The following is a 24,922-nucleotide window of genomic DNA, read 5'->3' as shown; positions in this document are numbered from 1 at the left end:
TAAGCGCTCCATTCGCTTTAAAGACATTTCCCATATCCCTATGGGTCAGTGATAGGAATGCACAGAGATGTAGGAACATCTCCTGCCATGTACAAACACCAAAGCGTTCCATCCCTGGGCTTTGGAATAAGTGTTCTGACCTCCAAGGATGGAGGAAATGCCATAAAATGTAGGGAACATTTTTGGCCAGACACAAATCCCTTCAATCGCTATCCTTGCGATCAGGGATAAGTACATCCATGTACAAAAAAGGAGCCATTAGGCTCCTTTATGTTTAACGCTAAAACTTACTTCATTGAAGTTAGGTAGTAAGCGATATCCAGCAGCTCGTCATAGGATTTGATAGCACCGGTTTCAACACGGTATTTACCATTAACCACTAAAGAAGGAACACCTGAGATCTGAGCGTTTTCGGTAGCGCGTTTCATCTGTGACATCTGAGCGCTCACCATAAATGAATCAGCTGCGGCATCGAAAGCTTTACCGTCTACACCATTAGCAATAAACAGCTTACGTACATCATCACGGTTGGTGAAGTGCTGCTTCTTATCATGAATAGCGGCAAAAATAGCTTTCTCAATCTTATCTTCAACCTTCAGCTGATGAGCCACAGCGAATGCACGTGACATCTCAGTACCCATCTCTCTGCCGATAAACTCAACATGGTTCTGCTTAAAAACAACACCTTCAGGCAAGTTAGCCTTTATTTGTGGTACCTGTACTTTAGAGAAGTTATAGCAGTGACCACAATAAAATGAGAAAAATTCAGTAATTTCTGGCTTAGCCGTTGCTGGGCCTTGGTTGATCACAGTGTAATGCACACCCTCTTTGTAATCGACAGCCAATGCTGCCATTGGAGCCGTTAACAGGGCCAGAGCAATCAGTAATGCTTTTTTCATGATGATTCCTTTTTTGCGCAAAACGCTAAATGGTTTTTAATAATTTGCGAATAAGATAATGTTCTTTCGAGTCTACCTCAAGCGCATTAGTTCATTTTTCTGTTACAAAATGAGAGTTATATCTATCTCACTCAATATTAGATCTCGGTTAATACCCCGGAATTAAGCTCAATGCAGGCTCGTCGAGTACAGCAAGCTGTTCCTTAAATGAGAGGATCTGCTGCTCCCAATACTTCTCCTCACCATACCAAGGGAAGTTCATTGGAAAAGCCGGATCTTCCCAGCGGCGGCTGAGCCAAGCGTTATAATGCAACATTCGCATCGCTCTTAAGGGTTCAATCAGTTTTAGCTCTTTAGAGTCAAACTCACAAAACTCCTCATATGCCTCGAGTAAAATCTCTAACTGAAGCAGTTTCTGTGGTTTATCACCAATGATCATCATCCACAGATCCTGAATTGCAGGCCCTGTACGCGCATCATCGAGATCGACAAAACCTGGGCCGTCAGGTGTCCAGAGGATATTTCCCGGATGCAGATCACCATGAAGGCGTATCTGCTTAGGGTTTTGCTGACTCCAGATCTCTTTCGACTTGTCCAATACCTGCTCAACAATGGTGAAGTAGGGCAAAACCAAAGAGCTTGGGACATGGCCTGACTCTTTTAACCAAAGCAGAGACTCATCACCGAGCACCTGAGGATTGACTAAGTCTCTATGCTGAAAACTCCCCTGCCGTGAAAATTGATGAATACGTCCAATAAAGCGACCTGTCGCTTCAAGCTGCTCTAAGTTGTCCACCTCAAAGGAGCGACCACCAATAGATGGGAAGAGAGCAAATCTAAAGCCTTGATACTCATGTAATGAACGGCCACCGATAATGACTGGTGTAGCAACTGGTACCTCCTCATCAAATAGCGCCTGAGAAAAGTCGTGCTCCTCCTGTATCTGCTCATTGCTCCAGCGCTCTGGACGATAAAACTTCACCACATAACGAACACCATTATCACAGCGAAACTGATACACCCGGTTCTCATAACTATTTAGGGGCAATAGACCTGTTTCTGGGTAGATCTCTAAGCTTTCAATGGCATCTAAAATAAGATCAGGCGTTAATGCTTGGTAATGAAACCCCGCCCCTTGCTGTTCTTGATTCATCTTTGTCTCTCCAGCAGGCTAGCGAGAAACTCTAGCACTTCAAACTCATCATCTCGCTCCACTGACAACCAGCAGATATCTCCGTAAAACTCATAGTTAAGCTGTATCTGAGTTCCTTCAAAATCCAGTAACCATTGATGTCTGTCAGCCCCCCATTGACGCTCTATCACTCTGGCATCTATCGCCCTCGACAGTGGCTCAGCGAAAAGCTCAAAGGCTTCAAAATCGATATCGGCCACAATAGATAAGCTCTTCGACGTAGGATCAAGCGAGATGGACTGTAACTTCATTAATGAGATCTCTTAAAATACAGATATAAATTTGAATGAGCTATGGAAATTAAATTTTTCAGTCTGACGTAGGAATTAATGAATCTAGGTAAGTTTGACAACTTAAGTCATTTTGCTCTTTTGCCACACACAAGTGGCCACATTGGTAACTACCAATACCTGAATCACTCAATTTCACCATACCAGCACCTTTGAGCAAGCACTGCTCTGAGGTGCCATAGTAGCCTGAGATATGCTCGCCTAACTCAGCATCAGCTGGGATCTGTGGCTCATCAGGGTAATAAAATAGGGTCCACTCAGGATTTTGAGTACAAGCGGTCAATAAAGAGAGCAAGAAACCCAGTAACACTAAACGCATAATGACTCCAACATGCCGTAAAACGGTAACCAATAAAAAGGACGAACCTAAGTTCGCCCTATTTTATACTAATACCCACTAGATTTACTTGTTTGCTTTGGCCTTGGCTTTCTCGATACGGCTAATGCGCCCCTCAAACCCTGTCACAGTGCCATCACTCAAACCATAAGTTATCGCTTTTTGACACACTTCAATGGCTTTATCGAACATTCCCGTGTCGTTAAGCAAGGTAGAAAGGTGCATAAAGCCAACCCCTTTCTCATTAGTCGGAGACTTAAGCGATGCAAATACCTCAATATATTCTGGTGTTAATCCAGCACCATAATTTGCATATTCAGCTTGTTTACGCTGTTTATAACACTCACCAATGGCTGCAAGCAGCGCTGAGTGCTGAATCGCACTATCCGATGAGCTACGGTACTCTTTCAAAGAACCCGCTAATTTAGCATTCGCCCATGACTCATCGGTTGCAACACTAACTGGCTCTGGCTCTGGCTCTGGCTCTGGCTCTGGCTCTGGCTCTGGCTCTGGCTCTGGCTCTGGCTCTGGCTCTGGCTCTGGCTCTGGCTCTGGCTCTGGCTCTGGCTCTGCAGGGTCAACATCCGGCAAAGCCACAGCAATAGCCACCTCATCTTGAGTCGCCTCAGAGTTCGCGGTATCTAGTTTCTGCTCGTCGCTCACATCCGCCTTAACGGTCTCAACGGTCTCAACCTTATCAGCCACAGAGGTATCAACAACATCTACAATGCTAACCTCCTCTGCTGCTTTCTGCTCAACAGCTGTCGATTCGTGGATCTCTTTCTCAACTGGCTTAGCCACTTCTTGCTCTTTTTCTGCCAGTCGTTTTGCTCGCATATAAAGGTAAACGCCTAAAAAAACGAGTAACAAAATTAATATAACTTTCATTGTCATCCACCAATAATTTTCTGCTAACTCTAAAAATCTGATTATGTTTGTTTACATATAAATGTACAACTAGTAACCAGTATTATTAATTCATTCTCTTGCTATAAATCAAGTGTTTATCCGATTTTTTATTTCAACATCCCAAAAACCTCTGTTTTATCATTATCGGGTTCTGTTTCAGTAAGAGAATATCCGATTAAAAATTTCAATAAAACAAGAGAGTTCTACTGAGCTTTATTACAATACCGATAAAGAAAACCGCAGAAATCAAAATAAACACTGGAGTATTATACCTAACTAGGACACTTGATGGGGATCAATAAGGTATTAATTTGTTAATGGAATAGGCATTAACAAGACGAGAGATATCACCTCATAGTTTAAAAGCTACATTCTGTGCGCACCTTCATAGATTCTCCCTGCCATTCGTCTAAAATAGTGTTAAGAACTTGAGCAATGAGTAGAGATACACAGATGACAGAACAAGCGCTACTAGACGGCAAGCTACTCTACGAATATAAAACCATAAGCGCTATGGTGCAGATCTATTGCAAAGCACATCACCATGCCGCTTGTGTTGATCAGTGCGAAGATTGCCAAGCTTTTTTAGAGTATGCCCATACCCGACTCGATCGCTGCCCCTATGGACAAGATAAACCTACGTGCAATAAGTGTCCCGTTCATTGCTATAAGCCACATATGAAAGCCAAAGCCAGAGAGATCATGATCTTCGCAGGCCCAAGAATGCTGCTTCCACATCCTATTATGGCCATACGCCACCTACTCGCCGAACGCAAAGCAGCCCCAGGTAAACCACCAGTCCACGCATCAAATAGACATTTAAGAAAAGCAAAGTAGCACTAAAGCATTTAACACTATTAGCCTTAGTGATGCTGCATATTTCAGCTTAACTAATCACTTGGGAACTTTTCTATCAATAGCGGCTCCAAATATTTGATGAAAAATTCCTCTCTAGTCTTGCTTCTGACAAGCCGTTGCCATAACAATGAATTGTTATGAATGAATTCAATAGCTTTTTCTCACAAGGATATTGGTGGCTCTCCCTGCTCGGTGGTCTTCACTGCATAGGTTTAGGCCTCTATATACGCTATATCTATCGTGAAAGTAACGGTAATCACAAGCTATTGGGGAGCATCTTTAGCCTAATGGGGCTGTATTTTTTTACTGGTATGCTCAACAGAGATAACTCACCCGCTCCTATCCACCTTGTTTTTACCCTTATAATTCCCGTTTATTTTCTCTTGATGCCACTGCTCTATCTGTATTGCTATCGAAGTTTGAATAACATCAAGCGTGATATAAAGCTCTCTAAACACTTTTATCCGGCACTCATTATTGCCATTTTGGTACTTATCGCCTCAATCATTAACCAACATTTTACGGTTCAACTGAGCAACATTCCTGAATCAGGTAGACTGACATTTACCCATATAGGAGCACTAGGAACCTTGCTTCCTGGTATTCTCTCTATCCAAACCTCTATCTATTTTGTACTGATTATTCAGATGCTAAAAAGGTACAGGGGGCGATCACATAAAGCTCATCAAGAGAGCCTACAAGATATAAAGTTTCGCTGGTTATTGGTACTCACCTTCGCCATGGTGTGTAATTGGTTAGTGAGGACACTACTGGTGATCCTTCCCTTCTATCTTGGCGATCAGATCTCCGAAATGACTCAGGCCATGACTCGACTTCAGCTTCTGCTCACTGTCTATGTTCTCGCGATTTACGGCCTTAAACAGATAACCAAAGCCGCTTACTTAAGAGGCAAGCTCACCTACGCTAACGACAGGGTGTCAACTCCAATCAAAGCCAGTAGCCAACTATTAAATTCAGAGGAACTCAACTACCTTCATCAGCTGATGAAAGATGACAAAAAAGAGAGCCACAAACCTGATTAGCATTCACTTTCCTACAAGATGAACAAATTTACTCACCCTTTTCCCCTTATCTCATTTAAGCCCTTTTAATTTTAAGTTATTGTGTCTGCATATACCCAAGCTACTTGAAAGTGCAGGATTCAGTGGGAATTTAATGCGCTTTAGGCAAGGCATTGTTTGTAGTTAATGGTTGTTCCCTTAGCAAAATCAATGACGCAGAATAAAGTGCATTAAAACCCATCAACGAAGGCTTTGTTCAAGCCCACTTCGTTGTTACATTGACTTAAAAGGAGGGGCCATTTCTACGCCACTGTGTCTAGAAGTGAACTCGCACAACGCCTCTGAAACGAGCATTTACAGGTAGTTTGGGTATACAATATAGTAGGAGGGGGACCATCATGGGGAAGCTAAGCAGTTTTAGTATGCTGGCAGTCATAACAGCCAGTACATTTGTATCAAGCGCATCAATCGCAGCAACACAAAGAACACACGACATCACCACAGACGACTTTTTCGATATTGGTGGCATGTCCAACGTTCAACTCAGTCCTAACGGCAAACAAGCGGTTTGGCTCGAGTCTCGCTGGGATAAAGAGCTTAATAAAAGTCAGCGCGATCTCTGGTTAATCGATACTAAAACACGTCAATCCAAACGTATGACCTTTACCAATGAGAGCGAGTCCAGCCCTCAGTGGAGCCCTGATGGACAATACATCTATTACCTTGGAAAGATAAAACAGGATAAAGCGAAAGCTCCCTACAATGGAAAAGCTCAGGTATTTCGACTCTCAGTCAACACAGGTGATAGCCAACCTATGACCAAAGAGGTCGAGGGTGTTAACCGCTTTCAGCTAAGCCACGACGGGAATAGCCTCTACTTTTTAACCAGCAAAACCGTCAAAGATAAAGATGAGTGGGCTTCAATGCGCTCGTCACATTCAGCACCTAAATATGGTCATGGCGAGCGTAAAACAAATCCACTCTACCAGCTCGACTTACAACACTTTAAGCAGAAGATACTGATCGATGATGACAAGGTGGTTTGGGAGTTTAAGGTCAATAGCGATGAAAGCAAAATTGCCCGTATCACCACAGATGATAACGAACTTGTTCGCCTAGAGGGTTGGTCTAACATCGAAATATTCGACACTCAAACGGCAACGAATTCCACACTTGTAGACACCCAATGGCGAGATGATGCCCCTTCTCCATACGGCTGGTTGCTGGGTTTATCATGGCAGGAAAATAATACTGAGCTTGCCTTTAGAATCGATTTTGACGGCCATCCCGGTAAGCTCTTTATTGCCAACGCCCGTAAAATGGATGCCCCCTCACTGGAGCTCAAACGCTCAGGTGACGTCACGCTAAACTCAAGCGATATCAAATGGCGCCCCAACAGCGATGAGATCTGTTACCGAGGTGCCGATCATGGCCGCGTAAAGCTCTTATGTACCGAGATTGATGATGGCGAACAGGGCAAGACTCGCAACGTTATCCAGGGCGACATGGTGATCGGCAGTTACAGCTTTAGCCAGAACGGCAAAACAGTCGCATTTAGTCACAACGGTTTAGATCACTTCTCAGACATGTTTATTGCCGATGCCAATCGCAAACGTGCCAAAGCAAAACGCTTGAGTAACATCAACCCTCAAGTGGATAGTTGGAAATTACCGCAGATCTCTATCGTCAAATGGACAGCTCCCGATGGCGCGGTTGTCGAAGGTATTTTAGACCTACCAGCAGGCTATAAGAGAGAGGATGGCCCGCTGCCACTCATAGTCCAGATCCACGGTGGCCCAACTTCTGCGACCCCCTATGCGCTACAACATAGATCCTATGGACGCTCAACCTTCACCGCAAACGGCTGGGCACTTCTATCCCCTAACTATCGCGGTTCGACAGGTTACGGCGATAAGTTCTTAACCCAGCTTGTTGGTCGTGAACATGATATTGAAGTCAAAGATATTATGGCGGGTGTCGACCACTTAATTAATGAGGGGATCGTCGATGCAGATAAGATGGCCGTGATGGGGTGGAGTAACGGTGGCTACCTCACTAACGCCCTAATCAGCACCAATAACCGCTTTAAAGCTGCCAGCTCTGGTGCAGGTGTTTTCGACCAACGTCTGCAGTGGATGCTTGAGGATACCCCAGGTCACGTGGTGAACTTTATGCAAGGTCTACCTTGGGAGAAACCTGAAGCTTACAATCATGGCTCATCTCTGACCTACGCAGATAAGATAAAAACGCCAACCTTAATCCATATCGGTGAAAACGATCAGCGCGTACCACTAGGCCATGCTCAAGGCCTATATCGCTCCCTTAAACACTACCTAAATGTACCAGTAGAGCTAGTCGTTTATCCAGGCGAAGGACATGGCTTAAGTAAGTATCAGCACAGAAAAGCTAAGATGGAGTGGGATCAGAAATGGTTCAACCATTATGTTTTAGGTCAAAAAATCTCAGGTAAAGAGTAACTGAACCTAAGCTGACAACTTTATAAAAATGCGCCGTAAAAGGCGCTTTTTTGTTTTTAGCTAAGTATGCTGAAGTTAAGTGATTTGAACTGGAGTCCATTATGAAAAAGCTTATACGTCTTATCTCAACACTCTCTCTCGCAGCCAGCCTTATGTTTACTCAGGCCGCCCTTGCCGATAGTGAGTACTCAGACACGATAGCCAAGTTCAAGCAGGCCAGCGACACACACAGATTTTTCGATAATGCCTATGGTTATGCTATCTTTCCAACCGTTGGCAAAGGTGGCCTAGGAATAGGTGCAGCCTACGGAAAAGGACAGGTATTTCGTAATCAAAGCTACACAGGCGACACCAGCCTGACACAGATCTCCCTAGGCTTTCAGATTGGCGGTCAAGCATACAGTGAAATCATCTTCTTTAAGAATGCCAAAGCCTATGAAGAGTTTACCAGTGGCAGTTTCGAGTTTGGCGCTCAAGCATCTGCTGTCGCCATCAATATAGGCGCCAACGCCCAAGCTGGCACTACCGGTAACTCGAGCGGTGCCGGAGGAAAAGCGGCCAAAGCTGCATACATCAATGGAATGGCAGTCTACACCATGGCTAAAGGTGGCTTAATGTTTGAAGCAGCCCTAGCTGGACAATCATTTACCTTTGAAGAGAAGTAAGAGAGGAATTTCAATGAAACTAAGCCATACCTATCTCTCAGGGCTTGCAGTATTACTCAGTATTATAGCTACGCCATCACAAGCAGATACAATGCAATCGCGCTGTGATATTTATGATAAACCCCAAGGGGAGCTGCTCACTTCTACCCCCTGTACCTTCTCGCAACGACAAGGATACATCAGTATCAATCGGGACGATGGGATCAGCTATAATTTAGCTCCAGTTGACGAGGCCTATATAGGTACATTTGAGGACCAAAATGGCAACTGGGTGTACCGAAAATCAGGGCTCAGTCCAGATGGCGTCATCTTCAAAATGCCCACAGAGTATCTTTATCTCTACTGGGGTAAAGGTGAATAGTTTGGCACGAACAAGGTGAGATAACTTGTCGGATAACAAGTTTGAAATAGCTTTTAGATTGAACTCATTGGGCTGATTTGATACTTGCCAGTATTCTGCATACCAATATTTCAGTTTTATTTATAGCCTGCGCTCTCTGAGTGTGCAAAAACTTCAGCAGATAAATCTAGCCAGCCATTATTAATCAGTAACATAACGGCTACCCTTGTTCAAAGTAGAAGTGCACCACTCATTTCAGTATAGGTTTCAAAAGGTGTCTTGTAATTTAGACAAGGGGGTGTGAAATTTACGCTATTAACTATGCCTGTCCGCATTTATATTTATAAAAGATAATATTTTATTAGCTGCGAGGCTAAGGGATCAATACAACTATCTGAAATGGTTCCAAGAAAAATCACCTCAAACAGAGCGAAATCTCGTTCTGCTATTTGCATAATAAAGAGTATTAATAAACCTCAGCCTCGGGCTTGTTCAACAATCGCCATCTATTTTACTAAAGCAGGACGCGGCTGCGCGCGGCCTATCCTTAGTTAGTTATGCGTTTACTTCCAGCCTGCTACGTTCTTAAATGATTCATAGTCAGTCGGGGATACATAGTCCCATTCATCATCATTCTTTTCCTCATAAGCAGATGAAGATATTTCTAAAATAGCTTCAAACTCCATATCTTTAGGGAACTCAGAGGGGTTAGCTAAAATCTCTTCGAAAAAGGCCTTACCATTAGCGACAACGACACATCTAGAATATAGGAAAGAGTCAGGAGAGAAATACTTTTCATCACTGACATAAGCATCATCTCCAATCTCTTTAGCATGTGCCATGGTATCCAGTGCAAAAAGTTTCTGAGCGAGAATTTCTTCAAAATGAAAAATATCTTCGTTGTCCATTTTTGCCAAAGCATTTACAACAGGTTCAATAACAGCTTCATCATCACCAGTCTCATCCCAGTTTAGTTTTGATATTAGCTTCCAAAATTCTATTTCGTTCACGCTATCTCCTTACGCATAACGCCGCCAGAACGCGGCAGCTTTGGAGTTGATTTTTTGTGGCAGTCGTTTTCGCCACAAAAGAGCGATGGAAAAGTTGCTCGCCGTTACTGGCCTTGTTATACGTTGTTACATTAGCCACTTAATATCACCAGAAAACGAAAAGCAAATAGCCCCACTTCCCTTGAACGCTTCTTGTGCTAAGGGGCTAGGCTCGGTGAATGAGAATGTAAAATTATTTGCCAATTCAGGTTCTCCTGAAGGATGCTTCAGTACTTTACCCCAAAGATAGAATTCACCACCATAATTCAAAATATCATCACTAACATCAGTGTAGTGGTAGACTTCAGCGTCTTTAATAAGGTCGATACATGACTTTTCAAAAAAATCTAGCAATTCTTTTGGGAAACACTCAGGAATTGATTTTTGAAAATTCTGACAATAAAGACAACCACATTCTTCACAGCCACTGGACTGTATGCTCTCGTAGGTTCTCTTTGTCTTCTTTACATCCACTTCAAGTGAGTATCCGTACAGCTCAATATTCATTGAGCTCGACCGTATAACGCCACGCTAAGCGGCAAAAAATTGTTGGCTAAAATAGTGAACGTAGTGAACAAAAGCCAACTGTTTTTTGTCCGTTCTTGAGCGCCTTGTATGGATAATAAACTCACCTAATTTACAAATACTTCCCTGTTTCGGGTAATGTGAGACCCAGGCTTTAGCTGCAACTAAAGCTTTCCTTGTCGTAGTTCGATTGAGCGATGGCTCCTCTATTGAGAGACCGATAACAAGAAAGAACGCGACAAAGGACTCCAAGCAAAACACTCGAATAGTCTACTGGGTCTCGAACCCGCATTTGCAAGCAAGAGTTAGCTTATTATGAATTCAAAAACTAATCAAAACATTAGCGTAGGTGTCGATACTGGCAAGTTTCAGCTCGACATTTATATTCGGCCACTCGATATCTTTTTCACCGTTAAAAACGATGAGAAAGGGATTAAGGATGCGGTAAACAGCATTAAACAATACACACCAAAACGTATTGTTATTGAAGCGACAGGTCGCCTAGAAATGCCATTTATCATGGCCTGTGCTGAAGCCAATCTACCCTTCGTTATCGCCAACCCTATACACATAAAACGTTTTGCTGGCGCGATTGGTCAACGCGCAAAAACAGACAAATTAGACGCTAAACTTATCGCTCATTATGGTGAAGCAATTAAACCTAAGCTATCTACTTTAAAGCCCAGCATCATGCAGGCTATGAGCGATTTGGTTTCAAGGCGTAACCAAATTTTGGCAATGCAAACTATGGAGAAAAACCGCCTTCAAATTCTGCCTAAAGACCTAGCAATGACAATAAAACCTATCTTAACAGCCTTTAAAAATCAGATAGAAAAGATTGAAGCTAAAATCATTAAACTCATCGAGTCATGCCCTGACTATCAAGCCAAAAACATCATTCTACAAAGCATGAAAGGGATAGGTAAAATAGCCGCAGCTTCTATTATTAGTAATCTCCCTGAACTCGGATATATCAATAACAAAGAAGCAAGTTCACTGGTTGGTGTTGCACCAATGAATAAGGAAAGTGGCCGTTTCAAAGGCCAAAGAAAAATTCAAGGAGGAAGGCATCAAGTCAGAACAGTTTTATACATGGCTATGATGTCTGCAATTCAGTCTAACCCAGTTTTCAAACAAACTTATCAGCGATTAGTCGCTGCTGGAAAACCGAAAAAAGTGGCGATAATTGCCTGTATCAGGAAGATGGTTGTAACGTTAAACTCGATGCTAAGAGATGGTGTTATGTGGGAAGCGCCAAAAGCTCAAATTTAGCTATTGACGCCATAGTCTCTTGTTAGGAAGTTAATAAAACTTACATGACTTAATAACATATGGATTTAACGAATTAGCCAAACTTTGATTTACTGACAAATAGCCAATAACACTTCCACCCTTTACGATTCTCGGTGGAGAAGAAGAGAACTCATTAAATGGCGAATTCGCGGAATACTCACCACCATAACTACCGTACTGATTCCAAATGCTCGTAGCACTGTAACTACCACCGTATGAGCCATAGTCATTTAACACCGAATCTGAATCATACTGATTTGTAATTTTACCTAGATATTGTCCGTCAGATGCAACGATAGTAGCTCCTGCGATTACAGAGCAAACATTATTAGCGGGAGCAGTATACCCTCTTTGCGGTGGTGGTATATTCAAACATCCACTAAGAAGCAATATAACTAGTAATAGATATCCATACTTCATATTTACGCCTTCCTCTGACTAACTTCCTAACATTTGTATATACGGCTTGCGCGTTTTGCCAAGCCATGTTGAGAAAGCGTGCGCAGTAATATGCCTGAAAAGTTAATTAATAACAGCTTATTAAACACTTACGCTTAAGATTGTATCCAATACACATTCGGACAAAACTTAGTCGCACACTTTGTTTGCCTCGTATCTCCTGCAAACCGAGCAAGCGCGTTTTTAGTTACTTGAATTTACATCTATTTTTATTTTCACTCAACTACAAACCGTGAACTGATTGCGCAAAAACTTAGAGATTTACCGCACTAAACCGATACTACTGTATAAAAGTGCAAACATTGGTTAACTAAAAGGTTGTCGCGAGACGGAACCCATACCTTGCTAACTGATGAGGAAAAGTATTACAAAAAGATCAGTACTGCATAGGGCAAATTACTGACACTAATGCATAAAGAGATAAAGCCAAATCGAAGAGAAAAATGAACAGGTGTAGATGCGGCTGCGAGCTTCGACTTCAGGGATGAAGTCGTAGAGCGTATAGGGATATATTCACAGCGTCTCGCAGAAGTAACTACACATTCCCCCGCTGGAGGCGATAGGTAACCATAAAGGTACGACCTTCAAACAGACCACCAAATAACAAAACAACTGAATATTAATCAAGAAATGTAATCAGCCTTCATTTGAAGGCTAGCTAACTTTGGGCACTAGTGAGTTACGGAACACTAGCCATAACCACAATCGAAGAGAGAAATAACCGAGTGTAAATGCGACTAAGGGGATCGAAAACATGGATGTTTTCGTTAAGCGGCCATGAATGGCGTAAAGCGTTTCGAAGAGGCGTTTTCACCTGCCTCGCCAGTCAGGCGGTAGGTTATATTGAAAGTATAACCTTCACACCCACCGCCCAATACCAACTCAGCCAGAAGCTAAATCCAAAATGCCCAGCCTTCATTCGAAGGCAAGTTACTTATGTCCCCAAGGTACCGGCGGTAGGTCAACGGGTTTGGTGAGGTCAAAATCCACTCTAAAGTCTCGATTCTCACGTGTGAGTCGGTAGGTAAACTCAGTCGGTTTAATATACATATGCCACACGTTAGTGACAGACACATCTAAGCCGTTCTCTCTGAAGTTGTTAATGGAGTAGGCATCGACAGGGAAGGATTGCTCAGTTGCACTGCCCATCATCGCTGTCATGCCGCCATACATGGTGACCTTGTCTTCGCTGCCATCTTTATGGCGATGATCGTGGGCTAAATGAAGTCCGTGTTGAGTCTTAGTGATAACCCAAGTACGGGAGTGATCGTCACCCACATGAAACGGCACTTTAAGCTCATTGTCGCTGCACTCACGTACATGCATAACCAGCTTTTTACCACTGAAGGATGAATCTGCCGAAGTAGCACCTATGACAGTACCTTCATAGGCCTTACCACAATGGGCGGCGATGCTATCGAAAAATGCACTCTGCTCAGCCGTTATTGCCGCAGCAGGCAGCGCTATACAGGTCGCAGAGAGGGCCAAAATCTGTGGGTATTTTTTCATTTTAATTATCTTCTCCATCAATTTGATCAAAAAGATTACCACAAAGGAATAAATTTAAACTGAAACTCACCACTAAATTTTTCCAGCACTTACCCGACTAAAGGCCAGCTTTAACTGCTCCACAAACCGTCTTAATGCCAAAGGCAGTTGCTGCTGGTAAGAGTGAAGTGCAAAGACATCTCGAACCTCTCCTTGATAATCAGGCAGTACTCGCTGCAGCACTCCTGCGTTAAGAGCTTCACGCACGAAGATTGAGGGCATCAGGCCGATACCAACACCGCACTTCACACTATTGATCGCACTGGTGGAGGTGTTCACCCTGAACTGTTTATCACTGCTAAACAAAATCCTTTTCCCTTGATGATTCTCAAGTACTGCTTGCTGCTGCCAAGGTAGAGCGACAATATTTTGTAGATGTAACTCCCTGTCGTTAACTCTGTTTTTAGCTAAATACGTTGGGGATGCTACTAGAATACTGTCTAACCTGCCGATCAATATGGCGTGGTAAGCACTGTCTTTTTGCGGCCCTACCGAGATAGCCATGTCCAAGTTTGCCTGTAACAGATCTAGCCTTTCATCGCTGAAATTCAACTCTGGTACTAACTTGGGATACTCCTGACAAAGCTGAGCGACGATAGGAGTAACTAAGCTCGACTCAAACGCGTGGGGAGCAGTGATGGCAACACGACCTGACGGCGCCTGCTCTTGGGATCTCACCTCTTCAACCGCTGTCGATAGTAGATCCAACAGTTGCTCACTTCGCTTAGCCAACTGCTCGCCTACAACAGTCAAATTTAGCTGTCGAGTACTGCGGTTAAGCAACCTAACACCGAGATCCCCCTCCAATTGACTCACATACTGACTAACCGCTGATTTGGTGTGACCTAAAGATTCAGCAGCCGCTGTAAAGGAGCCCCTCTTGATCACCTCATCGAATACCAGCATCTGATATGCCAGCCTCCTTTGTTCATTTTTTATGAACATTCATTTCACCAACAGGCTAATTATTAAAAGATGAAATAACAATAAACTGCTCGCCATAGGAAAACAACTGAATTAATCGGGAGAAACATCATGAGTCAATCAGTACGCCAATCAGTTATGCAAGCGAGCCGTGAGTGGATAGCGAATTTTAACCAAGGTAATGTGCAGGCCTGTACAGAGCGTTACCAAAAAGAGGCGACCATGCAGGTCTCTCCATTTGGTCGCTTCAACGGCATGGAGGCGATAGCAGGATTTTGGAATGAGTTTGCCAAAAGCGGCCCAACTAAACTGGTTTACCGCAATGTAGAGATTAAAGTGCTTAACGATAAACAAGCTATCTTGTCTGCCAACTGGTCAATGAATATTGCTAGTGGCTTTATCAGCAAGGAGTTATGGACACTAAATGATGATGGTCAGTGGTACTTAGAGGAGGATGACTTTAGTGTACTGACTCAGCACCCTGCTCCACTTGATGATGACAAGCGTACCGCTCTGGTACTTGTCGACCTACAAAACGACTACTTCTCAGGAGGTCGTTTCCCACTGGATAACACAGACATTGCCACCCAACATGCGAAAACTTTACTGTCACATTTTAGAAAAAATGCGCTGCCCGTGATCCATATTCAGCATATTTTTGAAGATGACAATGCCCCCTTCTTTACCGCCAATACCACGGGTATAGAGATTGAAACAAGCGTGGCACCCTTGGCCGAGGAGCCTGTTGTAATCAAGCATCAGATAGACAGTTTTATCGATACCTCTCTTGAACAGAGCTTAGTTGAGTTAGGAGTTGATAAGCTAGTGATAGTCGGCGCCATGGCACAAGCTTGTGTGCAAACCATCACACGCAGTGCGGTAAACAAGGGCTATAGTTGCGAGGTGATAAGCGATGCTATTGCTGCACCATCTCTGCCTTACGGTGAGCATAAGTTCAGTGGAGATCAGTTAGTTGCCGCGAATCTATTATCTCTCTCATTTGGCGGCGCAAAAGCCACCACATCGACTCAATGGTTAAAGGACAACGCATAACTCACGAACCTTAACTCAGTTGAACTGAGCAAGGCTTAATCGAACCAGGCTGCGCTCTTTTCTGCTGCCTGGTTTTTCACTGTGTCATCCACATACATGGCCACCATCGCCAGTGCAGCGGCTAATGCACCAAGATCATCGGTAAAACCCACCATAGGCGTTAGATCCGGTATCGCATCCAGTGGCGTAATAAAATAGGCAAGTGCACCAAAAATAATCGTCTTAGCCCATTTGGGGGTATCAGGTCTTTTCGCTGCATAGTACAAGCACAAGGCATTATCGATCACCTCTCGTCCCGCTTTCACAGCAAACTGCTTCACCTTAAGCCAGAACCCCTCTTCGCTATAGCCATCAGTTGCCGCATTATCTGAATTATCACTCATCGAAAGCTCCTATAAAAAAGGGGAATATCAATAATATTCCCCTATTTGATTATATTTAGCTAGTTCATCGCTGATGTTTAGGTGTAGTGCCCCAAGCATTTTTCTTCGGCGGTCGCTTAGAGCCAGCGGAGTTCTTAGCCTGCCCGTTACCGCCCTTACCTGAGCCCTGTTTACCGGCACTACCTGACTTTCCACCTTTAGGTTTACGATCGCTAAATTGATCTTCAGAGAAGCGAGTTAATGCCTTTTGACCACCATTACTCTTGCTGCTCTTGTTGCCGCCTTTACCCTTATTACGTCTAGCTTCACGCTCCTGACGCGACTCAGCAGGGACCAAACAGTTTGCACCACTGCCAATTAACTTCTCTTTGCCCATCTCAATCAGGGCTTCACGGATCATAGGCCAGCCAGCTTCATCGTGATAACGCAGCAACGCCTTGTGTAACTTACGTTGACGCCCCTTTTTAGGCACAGTCACTTGTTCACTGGTGTGCTTCACATTTTTAAGAGAGTTCAGCTCAGTGTGGTAAATGGTTGTCGCATTTGCCATGGGCGATGGATAGAAGTTTTGCACCTGATCTAATTTGAACTTCTCCCCCTTCAGCCACAAAGCCAGATTGACCATATCTTCGTTAGTCGTTCCTGGATGCGCCGAGATAAAGTAGGGGATCAGGTACTGCTTCTTACCCGCTTCTTTCGAATATTTATCAAAAAGCTCTTTAAACTTGTCGTAGGTTCCCATGCCCGGCTTCATCATCTTATTCAGCGGGCCCTCTTCGGTATGCTCTGGGGCGATTTTAAGGTAGCCACCAACATGGTGAGTCGCAAGCTCCTTCACATAGCGGGGATCTTCAGATGCTAAGTCATAACGCACACCCGAGGCGATTAAGATCTTCTTAATGCCTGGCACATCACGTGCGGCGCGATAGAGATCGATAGTCGGTTGATGATCCGTATCCATATGGCCACAGATATCTGGGAAGATACAGGAGATGCGACGACAAGTTTTCTCCGCCTTCTCACTCTTACAGCCTAAATGGTACATGTTGGCTGTCGGGCCTCCGAGATCAGAGATCACACCAGTAAAACCAGGCACTTTATCTTGAATATCTTTAATCTCGTTCACAATCGACTCTTGTGAACGACTTTGAATGATCCGCCCCTCGTGCTCGGTAATGGAGCAGAATGAGCAACCACCGAAACAACCACGCATGATATTAATTGAGGTCTTAATCATGTCGTAAGCAGGAATAACCTCTTTACCGTATGAAGGGTGAGGCACACGCGCATAGGCTAAGCCAAATACACCATCCATCTCGTCGGTATTGAGCGGCCAAGCAGGTGGATTTACCCAAATAGCGCGTTCGGCATGCTTTTGAAATAGAGCTCGAGCACAACCAGGATTCTGCTCCTGATGCAAAATCCGCGATGCGTGAGCGTAGAGATACTTATCACCTGATACCTTCTCAAAACTCGGCAGCAAGACATAGGTCTTCTCCCAAGGCTTAGGCCTAGCAGGTTGAACACTGATAGCTTTAGGCGCATCGTTATCAAATATCTTCACATCCGATGGGCCTGAGAGGTTTTTACAACCTACATCATCGGCGCCATAGGGGTGAGGAATGGGATCTATCTTATGAAGTTGATCGATTTTACGCGAGTCCATCCCTTTCCAACCAGAAAGGGGCTCTTTACGGATCACTGTGGTGCCGCGAATATTATGCAGCTCAGAGATAGGCTCACCATCGGCGAGGCGATGTGATAGCTCCACCAACGGACGCTCGGCATTGCCATAAACTAAGATATCAGCCTTAGCATCTAGAATAACACTGCGGCGAATTTTATCGGACCAGTAATCGTAGTGTGCAATACGGCGTAGGCTAGCTTCGATACCACCTATAACTACAGGCACCTGTTTATAGGCTTCTTTACATCTTTGGGTATACACAGTGACGGCGCGATCGGGACGTTTTCCGCCAATATTACCCGCAGTGTAGGCATCGTCATGACGCATACGGCGCTCGGCAGTATAGCGATTGATCATCGAGTCCATATTTCCCGCGGTCACACCAAAATAGAGATTTGGCTTACCCAGCTTCATAAAGTCATTTTTATTTGACCAGTCAGGCTGAGAGATTATCCCCACTCTAAAGCCCTGTGATTCAAGCATACGACCAATAACTGCCATGCCAAAACTAGGATGATCTACATAAGCGTCACCGGTCACTATGATGATGTCGCAACTATCCCAACCTAACCTGTCCATCTCTTTACGAGACATAGGTAAAAATGGGGCTGGTCGCTTCATTTCAGCGCGATACTTAGGATACGTAAATAACGTAGATTCAACTTGCATGTGTGTTATAGCCTGACTATTAAAACATAAAAAATAGGAGAAACATCGGCGCCCACGGCGTTATCAAGAGAGTGAGTAATAGACTCACCATTGATAAATGGGACGCGGATTATAGCAGGAGAAGGGTGACAAAGGCGAACAAAAAACAACCAGCCGAGCGGTTTTAAGCACTAAACAACCGCTTTTATTTGGTAGCCCTACTCACAGTATGGATGTTTACCCATACGGTAGTTAGGGCCATATCGTTTATATCTGGCTATAAACAAAATACCCAAGATTGATCCCCGCAAGGATTAATATCATCAACCAGCTCAGTAGGCCTCCCCAAAACCTACCTATGTGATAGCCTCCCTGCCCCTTGGTCAATCCAATGGCATGAAGCACTCGCCCAATCACCCACATGATCCCCAGTAGATGCAATGCCAAAGGGGTTAACCCATTGAGCTCAGCCACAAGCAGCAATGCCATAGCAATGGGAGCATTTTCAATTAAATTAGCATGCACTCGACCTGCAATTCTCAGCTCTTTATTGTCTGAGCTACCTATGCCTATCTTATGTTTACGGCGCAGCTTGACCACCCGCATGGCAAACATCACCACTAAGATGGCTGTAATACTGATATATAACCCGGAGATTGCAACTGGCATATGTTTCCCTGTCTATAGTTAATATCTGTTGATACAACAGCTTTTTAACCAAGATGACAACTTATCTTATGGAAGTAAATATTTTCCATTCGATTAACCTTTTTTCCACAAATTGGGTTACTATGCGCTCGTTTGATAACACCTCATTTTTTGATGCTTTTTTTAACAACAATGGACCTTGCCAGTGGACACTCAGGATTTTTTAGTAAAGCGTCGCTTTATCATAAAGTTAGGAAAGTATCTCCATAAGTTTGGCACCCCAGCTTATCGACTAGAAGCTCATCTTCAAGCGGTCTCTAACTTTCTCGGTTTAGAGGGCTATTTTCTCATCTCTCCCACTGCGATGACATTTGTGCTTCAGCGTGACGACGAGCAGGAATATAACCATGTCGCGAGGGTTAAGCCTGGCGAGCTTGATCTGGGCTCTTTGGCAAGAACCGATGAGCTGGTTGAGGAGTTGGTATCAGGTAAGAGAACCCTTGATGAAGCCTTAGATCGCCTCGATGAGATAGCCAATAAACCTAACCCCTATGGTTCGCTACTAACGCTATTGGCATTTGGTAGTTCAGCAGGGGCTTTCGCCATGCTGATGGGTACCAGTTGGAATGATGTTTTCTGGTCAGCGACGTTAGGTTTTATGGTCTATGGTCTGGTTTATCGCGCCGAACGCTCCAAGCGTATGGCGGAGATGCTTGAACCTCTAGCCGCCATCTTAGCCGCCATCATCACCTGTGGGATCTCACAGTTCGATCCCAGCATCAACATTCCTGTGGTGATCCTCTCCGGCATAATTGTCTTTGTGCCCGGCTTAGCACTCACCTTAGGTTTAGCTGAGTTAGCGGCAAGGGATCTTATCTCAGGTACAGCGCGCATTATGGATGCCTGTATGCTGCTATTTAAACTCTATTTCGGCGCTATTTTTGGTATGGTTGTCGGTACCGCTATTTTTGGCGAGGCGATCTACTTTGAACCTGAACCTCTACCTCAGATAGCCGTTTGGTCAGCTGTACCCATCTTATCCATGGCGCTGGTGATCATCTTTAAAGCCCGCATGAAGGATTCACCCTGGGGAATATTGGCAGGTATTGTCGCCTTCTGCTCATCCATGCTCGGTGCAATCTATCTCGGTGAGTCTATCGGGATCTTTTTTGGTGCCTTTGCAGTAGGTGTTTACTCCAACCTCTTTGCTCGTTGGATGAAAGCCCCCGCCTCTATCGCACTACTTCAAGGCATAGTGATCTTAGTCCCAGGCAGTAAAACTTATATCGGGCTAAACACCCTTATCTTGGGTGAAACCATGCTGAATCAGTCCCATATTGGTACTCAGATATTCCTGATATTTATGTCTCTTGTTGCAGGGTTAATCTTTGCAAACGTTGCCGTTTCTCCCAGAAGAACTCTCTAGCATACCTCTGGCAGTGAGCTTAAAACTCACTGCTAGTGCTTAAAGTAAATCATCAGCTTATTTTCATTTCTACCTTGACTAACTCGCCAGCTAGGTGTGTTATTAATACTAGCTACATTAAATATTTATACCAATCAGTATAAGAAGTTGATCTACTCAGAGTGTCTTTTGGCAAACTAATTCAAGGCGAATGGATGATAGAATGGTTATTCCCTTGTGAGTGCATTCAACGCAGAAGTAGGCAGCCAAAAACACTCCTTACAGGCGAGTTTTAGCGGTTCTGAAACTGCGTTAACGAGCTTAACCGTAGAATAACTATGCTCTTCACTCGTTGCCTTGCCTCAGAAGCGCTAAACTCTCGCTGAGCGATCAGATCTTTATACTGATTGGTATTAGTAGATTTGGTATTCGTTTAAACAAGTCTTTTGCCTCGCCGTAAATACACACTTTTTCAGTAAGGATGTATCTAACGTGACATACAAGACCTCTTTAGTTTTTATCAGCATTAGCTTCTTAGCTGCTCAAACGGGCTTAGCTGAAGAGAGTGCGGAAAAAACAGAGGCCTTTACCGAAAAAAAGTCACTGCATAAGATCATTATCACTAGCCACCCTATCTTCGATGAATCCGCTCCCGACAGTTTTTTTATTCATGATTGGGCAAACTATCTGCATATCAATACTCGGGAATCCACGATTTTAAATAAGCTCACCTTCGATGAGCAAAGCCAAGTGAGTCAAAAGGATATTGAAGAGGCACAGAGAAACCTCAGATATGAACCCTACATTCGTGATGCAAAAATCACCTTCGTCGAGCGCGCCCCCGACGCTGATGCCCCAGATGAGGGAGAGGTCGTGTTAGTGGAGACTTGGGATAACTGGTCACTGCTACCCACTGTGAGCTTAAGTCGCAGCGGAGGAGATACTAAATATTCAGTCGGCTTGAAGGAGGATAACCTACTTGGTTACGGTATACGGACGCGGATAAAATATAAGTCTGACAGTGAAAGAACAGGCTATAAGTTGTCGGTGCAAGCACCACTGGACAACCTCATCAAACACTCAACCATAGCCGCCAGTTATCATGACAACAGTGATGGCCAAGCGACCCAATTTAGGTTTATTAAGCCCTTCTACACACTCGATGCCAATAATATGTATGGGCTCAGCTACAGCGACGACCTCAGAACCGATACCATCAAACAAAATGGCATGGATATTAACGAGTTTGAGCACAAACAGGATTTTTTTAATCTCCAATATGGTTGGCGTATCAATAAAACAGCTAATTCGCGTACCCGAGTTATCACAGGTATCACCCGCAATAAGAGTGAGTTTGCCAATCAGGATAAGTTCCCAGATACAGAGCTTCCTCAAAACAGAGACTTTCTCTATCCATGGGCCGCCTATGAGTACCTGCAGGATGACTATAAGGTGCTGCAAAATATTCACTTAATTAACTACAACGAAGATATCAATCTAGGTTGGCACCACTTTCTAAAGCTCGGACTTGAAACTCAAGACTTGGGAGAATCCTCCCTCGGATACCATATCAACTGGAAAACAACCCGAGGCTACCAAGACAATGGCGATCTTCTCCTACTATCCTTCGACGGAGCTGGCGTTTTTGCGACCAATCAGAAAGACTTTTACCAGATCAATATGAAAGCTGAATATTTCTATCGCATCAGCCCCAAATGGACCGCCTACGCGAAGACTCGCCTAAGTACCTCAAAAAATAACTACCTAGACAAGACCTTTGCACTAGGGGATGAAACTGGTATTCGTGGCTACCCCAATGATTATCAGCATGGGGATAATCAGTGGCTATTTACCGCTGAGCTGCGTAACTACCCCAATATCAATCTCTATCAATTAGCCGAACTTGGCTGGGCTGCATTTGTTGATGTGGGCCAAGCCAGTGGCGGACCCGATGATAACAACGAAGTGTCAAAGCCTATCGGCAGCATAGGTATTGGTGCCCGCATCTACTCATCACGCTCAAGTTACGGCAACGTCGCCCATATTGATATCAGCGTACCTTTTACTTCTGGGGAGGAGGTCAATAGCTGGGAGTGGAGCTTTCAAGTACGAAATCGTTTCTAACTATTTTCTTATAAGCTATGGTAAATTAAATAGAATTTAGTTGGCACCTAGGCAAGAAATGATGAAAACAGTTGTGATCACCGGAGCAAGTCGTCGATTAGGTCTCTTTCTAGCAGAGCAGTTTATTGCCAGAGGAGATAGGGTTTTCGCGGTATCACGAAGTACCTCTAATGAGTTTACCTCTATCGATTCAGCAAACTTTCATGCAGTTCAAATTCATGGTTACGATAAGCTAGGTGTTGAGCAAGCTGTTACAGCCATAAAGCCACAAGTGAGTCATATCGATCTACTCATCAACAATGCTTCTGTCTTTGAAGCGGATCCAAAAGACAATCAAGAGATTGAATCTAAACTGACCCTTTTTTTTCAGATCCATATGCTCTTTCCTAGCCTACTAACTCACGAGCTAGCCCCCCTCCTCTTTGATGAGAAGACCCCCGGATTAGTGGTGAATATGACAGATATCTACGCTGACAACCCTAGCCATCAACACTCACTCTACTGTTCAACTAAGGCGGGACTTGAGAACCTCACGCGCTCCTTCGCCAAAAAGTTCGCACCAGGCATACGCTGTAACTCAATTATGCCAGGGCCACTTAAGTTCCTACCCGAACATAGTCAAGCACAAAAAGAGCAAGTGCTTAACGCGACCTTACTCCCCTTTGAAGCCGGATTTAATCCTGTATTTCAGACCATAGAGTTTATTCTGGCTAACCCCTTTGTGACTGGAACCGCCATTAAGGTTGATGGAGGCAGGTCCATCTGCCGAGGGTAGGTTTTTAAACTAGTGGGAGTGTCCCTGAGAGAGGTTAATCATCATCACACCACCTGCAACCAGCAACATGCCTATCCAAGCAGTGGTATCGAGATGCTGCCGATATAGGAGCGTCGACATCAGAGTCACTGTCACGATTGCAAGGCCCGCCCACAGCGCATGCACTATGCCTACTGGCATCCCTTTCATCGCCTGACCTAAAAAGATAAATGCCGTCAGATGCCCCAAGATAACGAGAGCTGCGGGAAGTGGACGAGTAAACCCATCGGTAGCCTTGAGTGCAACATGTGATAATGCCTCAGCAACTACACCCAATATTAGAAAAATCCAACTCATGTTCAACACCTTAAGTAATAACAGGGTAATCCTGCGGTTTGGGTCTCTGTTTTAGCTATTATATTTCTATTCTACTGAATGATAATTAAGGTAATTTGCAAATCACTTTTACCAATCAGTAATAATCATATATAAAAAAAGGTGCCGTCATTACTGACGACACCTTTCATATAAATTATAACAGGAGCTTACTTCTTTAAGTGCTCAGCATGAAAACGCAGGTGGTTCTCGATATAGCTAGAGATAAAGTAGTAACTGTGATCATAGCCTTCACGGATGTTCAAGGTTAAAGGGTAACCGCTCACGCTCGCTGCAGCTTCAAGCATTTCAGGCTTTAACTGCTCAACCATAAAGTTATCACCATCACCTTGGTCCACTAAAGCTGGAACAAAGCTTGTCGCCTGACGCATAAGTACACTAGCATCATAATCAGACCAAGTTTTGGTATCTCGACCTAAATAAGCCGTAAATGCCTTCTTGCCCCAAGGACAATTGATCGGATTACTAATAGGACTAAACGCCGACACAGACTGATAGGTGTCACTGTTTCTCAGTGCAATAACTAAAGCGCCATGTCCACCCATAGAGTGTCCTGCGATCGAGCGCTTATCACTAACTGGGAACATAGATTCAATCAGCTTTGGCAGCTCATCAACGACATAGTCATACATCTGATAATGGCGGCTCCAAGGTACCTGAGTCGCATTAACATAGAACCCCGCCCCTTTGCCCAGATCGTATCCTTCATCATCGGCTACATCATCGCCTCTTGGGCTGGTATCCGGTGCAACAATAGCGATACCAAGCTCAGCTGCCAATGCCTGTGCCCCAGCTTTCTGCATAAAGTTTTCATCAGTGCAGGTTAAGCCAGATAACCAATAGAGTACTGGTACTTTCTCACCATTAGATGCTTGTGGTGGCAGGTAGATGGCGAATCGCATCTCACAATTTAAGACACTGGATCTGTGGCTATACTGCTTATGCCAGCCATCAAAGCTCTTATTCACACTCACATTTTCAATTGTCACGCTTGGGTCTCCTACTGAGTTTGCAATCATGCAAACTCAGTTGACAAA

24 protein-coding genes are annotated in these 24,922 nt (G+C 44.1%); 10 read left to right on the top strand and 14 right to left on the bottom strand.

The window, feature by feature from the left end:
- Nucleotides 1–287 precede the first annotated feature (287 nt).
- The 5 genes from SWOO_RS02065 to SWOO_RS02045 all read right to left on the bottom strand — a co-directional run bounded on the left by SWOO_RS02065 (nucleotide 288) and on the right by SWOO_RS02045 (nucleotide 3,606).
- Nucleotides 288–899: a thiol:disulfide interchange protein DsbA/DsbL gene (locus SWOO_RS02065; RefSeq protein WP_012323048.1), complete on the bottom strand. Its 612-nt coding sequence runs from the start codon at nucleotides 897–899 to the stop codon at nucleotides 288–290.
- A 148-nt stretch (nucleotides 900–1,047) separates the two neighbouring features.
- Complete coding sequence (locus SWOO_RS02060; RefSeq protein ID WP_012323047.1) at nucleotides 1,048–2,052, bottom strand: serine/threonine protein kinase; 1,005 nt, start codon at nucleotides 2,050–2,052, stop codon at nucleotides 1,048–1,050.
- The gene (locus SWOO_RS02055; RefSeq protein WP_012323046.1) at nucleotides 2,049–2,342 is read right to left on the bottom strand and encodes a DUF3630 family protein; all 294 of its coding nucleotides are present in this window, start codon (nucleotides 2,340–2,342) and stop codon (nucleotides 2,049–2,051) included. Before SWOO_RS02055 ends, SWOO_RS02060 begins: the two co-directional genes overlap by 4 nt.
- Nucleotides 2,343–2,400: 58 nt before the next feature.
- Complete coding sequence (locus SWOO_RS02050; protein ID WP_012323045.1) at nucleotides 2,401–2,700, bottom strand: hypothetical protein; 300 nt, start codon at nucleotides 2,698–2,700, stop codon at nucleotides 2,401–2,403.
- Between the two features lie 84 nt (nucleotides 2,701–2,784).
- Nucleotides 2,785–3,606, bottom strand: coding sequence for a hypothetical protein (locus tag SWOO_RS02045; RefSeq protein ID WP_012323044.1), 822 nt, complete (start codon nucleotides 3,604–3,606; stop codon nucleotides 2,785–2,787).
- Between the two features lie 474 nt (nucleotides 3,607–4,080).
- Between SWOO_RS02045 and SWOO_RS02040 the strand changes: the two genes are divergently transcribed.
- The 5 genes from SWOO_RS02040 to SWOO_RS02020 all read left to right on the top strand — a co-directional run bounded on the left by SWOO_RS02040 (nucleotide 4,081) and on the right by SWOO_RS02020 (nucleotide 9,010).
- Nucleotides 4,081–4,464, top strand: a complete 384-nt coding sequence (locus SWOO_RS02040) for a nitrous oxide-stimulated promoter family protein (protein ID WP_012323043.1) — start codon at nucleotides 4,081–4,083, stop codon at nucleotides 4,462–4,464.
- 158 nt (nucleotides 4,465–4,622) lie between these two features.
- The gene (locus SWOO_RS02035; protein WP_012323042.1) at nucleotides 4,623–5,528 is read left to right on the top strand and encodes a hypothetical protein; all 906 of its coding nucleotides are present in this window, start codon (nucleotides 4,623–4,625) and stop codon (nucleotides 5,526–5,528) included.
- 401 nt (nucleotides 5,529–5,929) lie between these two features.
- Nucleotides 5,930–7,984 carry a S9 family peptidase gene (locus SWOO_RS02030; protein WP_229377281.1) on the top strand — a complete coding sequence of 685 codons (2,055 nt, stop codon included), beginning with the start codon at nucleotides 5,930–5,932 and terminating at the stop codon, nucleotides 7,982–7,984.
- A 101-nt stretch (nucleotides 7,985–8,085) separates the two neighbouring features.
- Nucleotides 8,086–8,649 (top strand): lipid-binding SYLF domain-containing protein, encoded by a 564-nt coding sequence (locus SWOO_RS02025; RefSeq protein WP_012323040.1) that lies wholly within the window; start codon nucleotides 8,086–8,088, stop codon nucleotides 8,647–8,649.
- A gap of 13 nt (nucleotides 8,650–8,662) precedes the next feature.
- Nucleotides 8,663–9,010, top strand: coding sequence for a hypothetical protein (locus SWOO_RS02020; protein ID WP_012323039.1), 348 nt, complete (start codon nucleotides 8,663–8,665; stop codon nucleotides 9,008–9,010).
- Nucleotides 9,011–9,552: 542 nt separating this feature from the next.
- Here the strand turns inward: SWOO_RS02020 and SWOO_RS02015 are convergent.
- Together SWOO_RS02015 and SWOO_RS02010 are read right to left on the bottom strand one after the other, a co-directional pair.
- Nucleotides 9,553–9,999 carry a DUF4240 domain-containing protein gene (locus tag SWOO_RS02015; protein WP_012323038.1) on the bottom strand — a complete coding sequence of 149 codons (447 nt, stop codon included), beginning with the start codon at nucleotides 9,997–9,999 and terminating at the stop codon, nucleotides 9,553–9,555.
- A gap of 126 nt (nucleotides 10,000–10,125) precedes the next feature.
- Entirely contained in the window at nucleotides 10,126–10,545 is a 420-nt protein-coding gene (locus SWOO_RS02010) for a hypothetical protein (RefSeq protein ID WP_012323037.1), read from the bottom strand.
- 333 nt (nucleotides 10,546–10,878) lie between these two features.
- Here SWOO_RS02010 and SWOO_RS02005 point away from each other — a divergent pair, with 333 nt between their 5' ends.
- Nucleotides 10,879–11,835, top strand: coding sequence for an IS110-like element ISShwo3 family transposase (locus SWOO_RS02005; protein ID WP_012323036.1), 957 nt, complete (start codon nucleotides 10,879–10,881; stop codon nucleotides 11,833–11,835).
- Between the two features lie 1,410 nt (nucleotides 11,836–13,245).
- Here the strand turns inward: SWOO_RS02005 and SWOO_RS01995 are convergent.
- Nucleotides 13,246–13,824: a hypothetical protein gene (locus SWOO_RS01995; RefSeq protein WP_012323034.1), complete on the bottom strand. Its 579-nt coding sequence runs from the start codon at nucleotides 13,822–13,824 to the stop codon at nucleotides 13,246–13,248.
- Nucleotides 13,825–13,896: 72 nt separating this feature from the next.
- The gene (locus tag SWOO_RS01990; RefSeq protein ID WP_229377280.1) at nucleotides 13,897–14,808 is read right to left on the bottom strand and encodes a LysR family transcriptional regulator; all 912 of its coding nucleotides are present in this window, start codon (nucleotides 14,806–14,808) and stop codon (nucleotides 13,897–13,899) included.
- Between the two features lie 90 nt (nucleotides 14,809–14,898).
- Between SWOO_RS01990 and SWOO_RS25380 the strand changes: the two genes are divergently transcribed.
- Entirely contained in the window at nucleotides 14,899–15,840 is a 942-nt protein-coding gene (locus SWOO_RS25380; RefSeq protein ID WP_012323032.1) for a cysteine hydrolase family protein, read from the top strand.
- Nucleotides 15,841–15,875: 35 nt separating this feature from the next.
- Here the strand turns inward: SWOO_RS25380 and SWOO_RS01980 are convergent, their stop codons facing one another.
- The 3 genes from SWOO_RS01980 to SWOO_RS01970 all read right to left on the bottom strand — a co-directional run bounded on the left by SWOO_RS01980 (nucleotide 15,876) and on the right by SWOO_RS01970 (nucleotide 19,227).
- The gene (locus SWOO_RS01980; RefSeq protein WP_012323031.1) at nucleotides 15,876–16,223 is read right to left on the bottom strand and encodes a YkvA family protein; all 348 of its coding nucleotides are present in this window, start codon (nucleotides 16,221–16,223) and stop codon (nucleotides 15,876–15,878) included.
- Between the two features lie 64 nt (nucleotides 16,224–16,287).
- Entirely contained in the window at nucleotides 16,288–18,579 is a 2,292-nt protein-coding gene (locus SWOO_RS01975) for a YgiQ family radical SAM protein (RefSeq protein ID WP_012323030.1), read from the bottom strand.
- A 246-nt stretch (nucleotides 18,580–18,825) separates the two neighbouring features.
- Entirely contained in the window at nucleotides 18,826–19,227 is a 402-nt protein-coding gene (locus SWOO_RS01970; RefSeq protein ID WP_012323029.1) for an MAPEG family protein, read from the bottom strand.
- A gap of 184 nt (nucleotides 19,228–19,411) precedes the next feature.
- On the opposite strand from SWOO_RS01970, the gene SWOO_RS01965 reads away from it, so the two are divergent.
- From SWOO_RS01965 to SWOO_RS01955, 3 genes are all read left to right on the top strand, one after another.
- Nucleotides 19,412–20,632 (top strand): threonine/serine exporter family protein, encoded by a 1,221-nt coding sequence (locus SWOO_RS01965; protein ID WP_012323028.1) that lies wholly within the window; start codon nucleotides 19,412–19,414, stop codon nucleotides 20,630–20,632.
- A gap of 471 nt (nucleotides 20,633–21,103) precedes the next feature.
- Nucleotides 21,104–22,735 carry a ShlB/FhaC/HecB family hemolysin secretion/activation protein gene (locus tag SWOO_RS01960; RefSeq protein ID WP_012323027.1) on the top strand — a complete coding sequence of 544 codons (1,632 nt, stop codon included), beginning with the start codon at nucleotides 21,104–21,106 and terminating at the stop codon, nucleotides 22,733–22,735.
- A 58-nt stretch (nucleotides 22,736–22,793) separates the two neighbouring features.
- Entirely contained in the window at nucleotides 22,794–23,510 is a 717-nt protein-coding gene (locus tag SWOO_RS01955; protein ID WP_012323026.1) for an SDR family NAD(P)-dependent oxidoreductase, read from the top strand.
- 9 nt (nucleotides 23,511–23,519) lie between these two features.
- Here the strand turns inward: SWOO_RS01955 and SWOO_RS01950 are convergent, their stop codons facing one another.
- Both SWOO_RS01950 and fghA read right to left on the bottom strand, forming a co-directional pair.
- Nucleotides 23,520–23,846 carry a DMT family transporter gene (locus tag SWOO_RS01950; RefSeq protein WP_012323025.1) on the bottom strand — a complete coding sequence of 109 codons (327 nt, stop codon included), beginning with the start codon at nucleotides 23,844–23,846 and terminating at the stop codon, nucleotides 23,520–23,522.
- 188 nt (nucleotides 23,847–24,034) lie between these two features.
- A complete protein-coding gene (gene fghA, locus SWOO_RS01945) occupies nucleotides 24,035–24,874 on the bottom strand; it encodes an S-formylglutathione hydrolase (protein ID WP_041417462.1) in 840 nt (279 codons plus the stop codon).
- Between the last annotated feature and the right edge of the window lie 48 nt (nucleotides 24,875–24,922).

Source organism: Shewanella woodyi ATCC 51908 (assembly GCF_000019525.1).
Classification (GTDB): domain Bacteria; phylum Pseudomonadota; class Gammaproteobacteria; order Enterobacterales; family Shewanellaceae; genus Shewanella; species Shewanella woodyi.
The sequence above is the reverse complement of the archived record's forward strand: the minus strand, read 5'-3'. Positions and strand labels throughout refer to the sequence as shown.

What these genes read in the sequence shown, in the direction of transcription:
- SWOO_RS02050 (WP_012323045.1), bottom strand. Translation starts at nt 2,700, where the DNA reads ATGCGTTTAGTGTTACTGGGTTTCTTGCTCTCTTTATTGACCGCTTGT.
- SWOO_RS01975 (WP_012323030.1), bottom strand. Translation starts at nt 18,579, where the DNA reads ATGCAAGTTGAATCTACGTTATTTACGTATCCTAAGTATCGCGCTGAA.
- SWOO_RS02065 (WP_012323048.1), bottom strand. Translation starts at nt 899, where the DNA reads ATGAAAAAAGCATTACTGATTGCTCTGGCCCTGTTAACGGCTCCAATG.
- SWOO_RS01990 (WP_229377280.1), bottom strand. Translation starts at nt 14,808, where the DNA reads ATGTTCATAAAAAATGAACAAAGGAGGCTGGCATATCAGATGCTGGTA.
- SWOO_RS02025 (WP_012323040.1), top strand. Translation starts at nt 8,086, where the DNA reads ATGAAAAAGCTTATACGTCTTATCTCAACACTCTCTCTCGCAGCCAGC.
- SWOO_RS02035 (WP_012323042.1), top strand. Translation starts at nt 4,623, where the DNA reads ATGAATGAATTCAATAGCTTTTTCTCACAAGGATATTGGTGGCTCTCC.
- SWOO_RS02040 (WP_012323043.1), top strand. Translation starts at nt 4,081, where the DNA reads ATGACAGAACAAGCGCTACTAGACGGCAAGCTACTCTACGAATATAAA.
- SWOO_RS02020 (WP_012323039.1), top strand. Translation starts at nt 8,663, where the DNA reads ATGAAACTAAGCCATACCTATCTCTCAGGGCTTGCAGTATTACTCAGT.
- SWOO_RS02045 (WP_012323044.1), bottom strand. Translation starts at nt 3,606, where the DNA reads ATGAAAGTTATATTAATTTTGTTACTCGTTTTTTTAGGCGTTTACCTT.
- SWOO_RS01955 (WP_012323026.1), top strand. Translation starts at nt 22,794, where the DNA reads ATGATGAAAACAGTTGTGATCACCGGAGCAAGTCGTCGATTAGGTCTC.
- SWOO_RS02060 (WP_012323047.1), bottom strand. Translation starts at nt 2,052, where the DNA reads ATGAATCAAGAACAGCAAGGGGCGGGGTTTCATTACCAAGCATTAACG.
- SWOO_RS01970 (WP_012323029.1), bottom strand. Translation starts at nt 19,227, where the DNA reads ATGCCAGTTGCAATCTCCGGGTTATATATCAGTATTACAGCCATCTTA.
- SWOO_RS02055 (WP_012323046.1), bottom strand. Translation starts at nt 2,342, where the DNA reads ATGAAGTTACAGTCCATCTCGCTTGATCCTACGTCGAAGAGCTTATCT.
- SWOO_RS25380 (WP_012323032.1), top strand. Translation starts at nt 14,899, where the DNA reads ATGAGTCAATCAGTACGCCAATCAGTTATGCAAGCGAGCCGTGAGTGG.
- SWOO_RS01995 (WP_012323034.1), bottom strand. Translation starts at nt 13,824, where the DNA reads ATGAAAAAATACCCACAGATTTTGGCCCTCTCTGCGACCTGTATAGCG.
- SWOO_RS02010 (WP_012323037.1), bottom strand. Translation starts at nt 10,545, where the DNA reads ATGAATATTGAGCTGTACGGATACTCACTTGAAGTGGATGTAAAGAAG.
- SWOO_RS01980 (WP_012323031.1), bottom strand. Translation starts at nt 16,223, where the DNA reads ATGAGTGATAATTCAGATAATGCGGCAACTGATGGCTATAGCGAAGAG.
- SWOO_RS02005 (WP_012323036.1), top strand. Translation starts at nt 10,879, where the DNA reads ATGAATTCAAAAACTAATCAAAACATTAGCGTAGGTGTCGATACTGGC.
- SWOO_RS01950 (WP_012323025.1), bottom strand. Translation starts at nt 23,846, where the DNA reads ATGAGTTGGATTTTTCTAATATTGGGTGTAGTTGCTGAGGCATTATCA.
- SWOO_RS02030 (WP_229377281.1), top strand. Translation starts at nt 5,930, where the DNA reads ATGCTGGCAGTCATAACAGCCAGTACATTTGTATCAAGCGCATCAATC.